We start from the raw sequence: 2620 nt of genomic DNA on the forward strand, positions 1-2620 counted from the left end.
TGTCGATGTGGACCAGCCTGCTGGCGCGCACCTACTCGTGGCTGGTGCTGCTGCAGGCCTCGGGGGTGATCAACAAGGCGCTGATGGCGATGGGCATCATCGACCAGCCCCTGGAGATGGTGCACAACCTCACGGGCGTGGTGATCGGCATGAGCTACATCATGATCCCGTTCATCGTACTGCCATTGCAGGCGACCATGCAGGCCATCGACCCGATGATCCTGCAGGCCGGCTCCATCTGTGGCGCCAGCCCGTGGAGCAACTTCTTGCGGGTGTTCCTGCCGCTGTGCCGGCCGGGGCTGTTCTCGGGCGGGCTGATGGTGTTCGTGATGTCGCTCGGTTACTACGTCACCCCGGCGCTGCTGGGCGGGGCGCAGAACATGATGCTGCCGGAGTTCATCATCCAGCAGGTGCAGTCGTTCCTCAACTGGGGCCTGGCCAGTGCCGGCGCCGCGTTGCTGATCGTGATCACCCTGGTGCTGTTCTACTTCTACCTGAAGCTTCAGCCGGAATCCCCGGTTGGCGCCAGTAACGCGAGGTAAGCGCTCATGCTCCTGACCCCCAATGCGATGAGCCGGCGCATGCGTTTCGGCCTGTACGCCACCACCGGGTTGATCGGCCTGTTCCTGTTGCTGCCGATCGTGTTCATCGTGCTGCTGTCGTTCGGCTCTTCGCAGTGGCTGGTGTTCCCGCCGCCGGGCTGGACGCTCAAGTGGTACGGGCAGTTCTTCTCCAACCCCGATTGGATGAGCGCGGCCATGGCCAGCCTCAAGGTCGCCGTGCTGACCACCGTGTGTGCGGTGGCGCTGGGCCTGCCGACTGCCTTCGCCCTGGTGCGCGGGCGCTTCCCGGGGCGCGAGATGCTCTACGGGCTGTTCACCCTGCCGATGATCGTGCCATTGGTGATCATCGCGGTGGCGGTGTACGCGCTGTTTCTCAAGCTCGGCTACACCGGCACGATGTTCGCTTTCGTGGTCAGCCACGTGATCGTCGCCCTGCCCTTCACCATCATCTCGATCATCAACTCGCTCAAGCTGTTCGACCAGTCGATCGAGGATGCGGCAGTGATCTGCGGCGCCTCGCGCCTGCAGGCGGTGTTCAAGGTGACCTTCCCGGCGATTCGCCCGGGGATGGTGGCCGGTGCGCTGTTTGCGTTCCTGGTGTCGTGGGACGAGGTGGTGCTGAGCGTGATGATGGCCAGCCCGACCCTGCAGACCTTGCCAGTAAAAATGTGGACCACCCTGCGCCAGGACCTGACCCCGGTGATCGCCGTCGCCTCGACGTTGCTGATCGGCCTGTCGGTGCTGGTGATGATTATTGCCGCCGCGCTGCGCCGGCGCACTGAAACCCGCGCTTGAGCGCCGAGGAAGACGACATGAGTGCCGTGATCAAAGACCCTGCGCAGCAGCAAGGCGACAAGCCCCTGGTGAGCCTGCGCAACCTGAACAAGCACTACGGCGACTTTGCTGCCGTGGACAACATCTCGCTGGACATCCAGGACGGCGAGTTCCTGACTTTTCTGGGCTCCAGCGGCTCGGGCAAAAGTACCACGCTGTCGATGCTGGCCGGGTTCGAAACCCCCAGCAGCGGCGAGATCCTGGTCAATGGCCAGTCGCTGGTGAACGTGCCGCCGCACAAGCGCGACATCGGCATGGTGTTCCAGCGCTACTCGCTGTTCCCGCACCTGTCGGTGCGCGACAACATCGCCTTCCCGCTGGCCATTCGCAAGCTGGCGGCGGCCGAGCGTGCTCGCCGGGTGGAGGCGATGCTCAAGCTGGTGCAACTGGAGTCGTTCGCCCACCGTCGCCCTTCACAGTTGTCCGGTGGCCAGCAGCAGCGCGTGGCGATTGCCCGGGCGCTGGTGTACGAGCCGCGCATCCTGCTGATGGACGAACCGTTGGGAGCGCTGGACAAGAAGTTGCGTGAAGACCTGCAGGATGAACTGCGTCAGCTGCATCGGCGCCTGGGCATCACCATCGTCTACGTGACCCATGACCAGGAAGAAGCGATGCGCCTGTCCCAGCGCATCGCGATTTTCAGCCATGGCAAGATCGTCGGGCTGGGCAGTGGGTATGACCTCTACCAGAACCCGCCGAACGCGTTCGTGGCATCGTTCCTGGGCAACTCCAACTTCCTGCGCTTGCGGGCGATGGGCAATGCGGTGGCGATGTTCGAAGGGCAGACGTTGTCGATTCGGCTGACCTCGGGGTTGCAGAATGACCAGCCAGTATTGTTGATGGTACGTCCCGAGAAGGCCTTGGCCTTGAGTGTCGAACAGGCGCAGGCCGAGCCGTTGGCGGCGGGTTGGAACGAGGTTTCGGCCAAGGTGGTCGAGGTGTTGTTCCTGGGTGAGAGCCAGACCTGCAGCGTGGTGACGCAGGGCGGTACGGCGATGACCGTGAAGGCGCTGTCGGCGGCGGGCATGCCGCTCAAGGCGGGTGATGCGGTGCGGGTGCGCTGGGCCACGGCCGATGCGTGCCTGTACACTGAGTGGGCCGAGAGTGATCTGAACAAGGCGGCGGGTGCGCAAGGCTGACAACGCCTATCTGTCAGGCCATGGTACGTTGCAATAGATGTGGGAGCTGCGGTTCGACGCCTCGACTTGCCAGCGAAGCGCCGC

Annotated in this window: 3 protein-coding genes; all 3 read left to right on the forward strand. The window is 63.9% G+C overall.

Annotated features, from left to right (window positions below):
• A partial coding sequence (locus G3436_RS13395; protein WP_163945670.1) for an ABC transporter permease occupies window positions 1–542 on the forward strand: 542 nt, incomplete at its 5' end.
• A 6-nt stretch (window positions 543–548) separates the two neighbouring features.
• Window positions 549–1358: an ABC transporter permease gene (locus G3436_RS13400; RefSeq protein ID WP_163945673.1), complete on the forward strand. Its 810-nt coding sequence runs from the start codon at window positions 549–551 to the stop codon at window positions 1356–1358.
• 17 nt (window positions 1359–1375) lie between these two features.
• Window positions 1376–2536 carry an ABC transporter ATP-binding protein gene (locus G3436_RS13405; RefSeq protein WP_163945676.1) on the forward strand — a complete coding sequence of 387 codons (1161 nt, stop codon included), beginning with the start codon at window positions 1376–1378 and terminating at the stop codon, window positions 2534–2536.
• The last annotated feature ends 84 nt before the right edge of the window (window positions 2537–2620 follow it).

Source organism: Pseudomonas brassicae, assembly GCF_010671725.1.
GTDB lineage: Bacteria > Pseudomonadota > Gammaproteobacteria > Pseudomonadales > Pseudomonadaceae > Aquipseudomonas > Aquipseudomonas brassicae.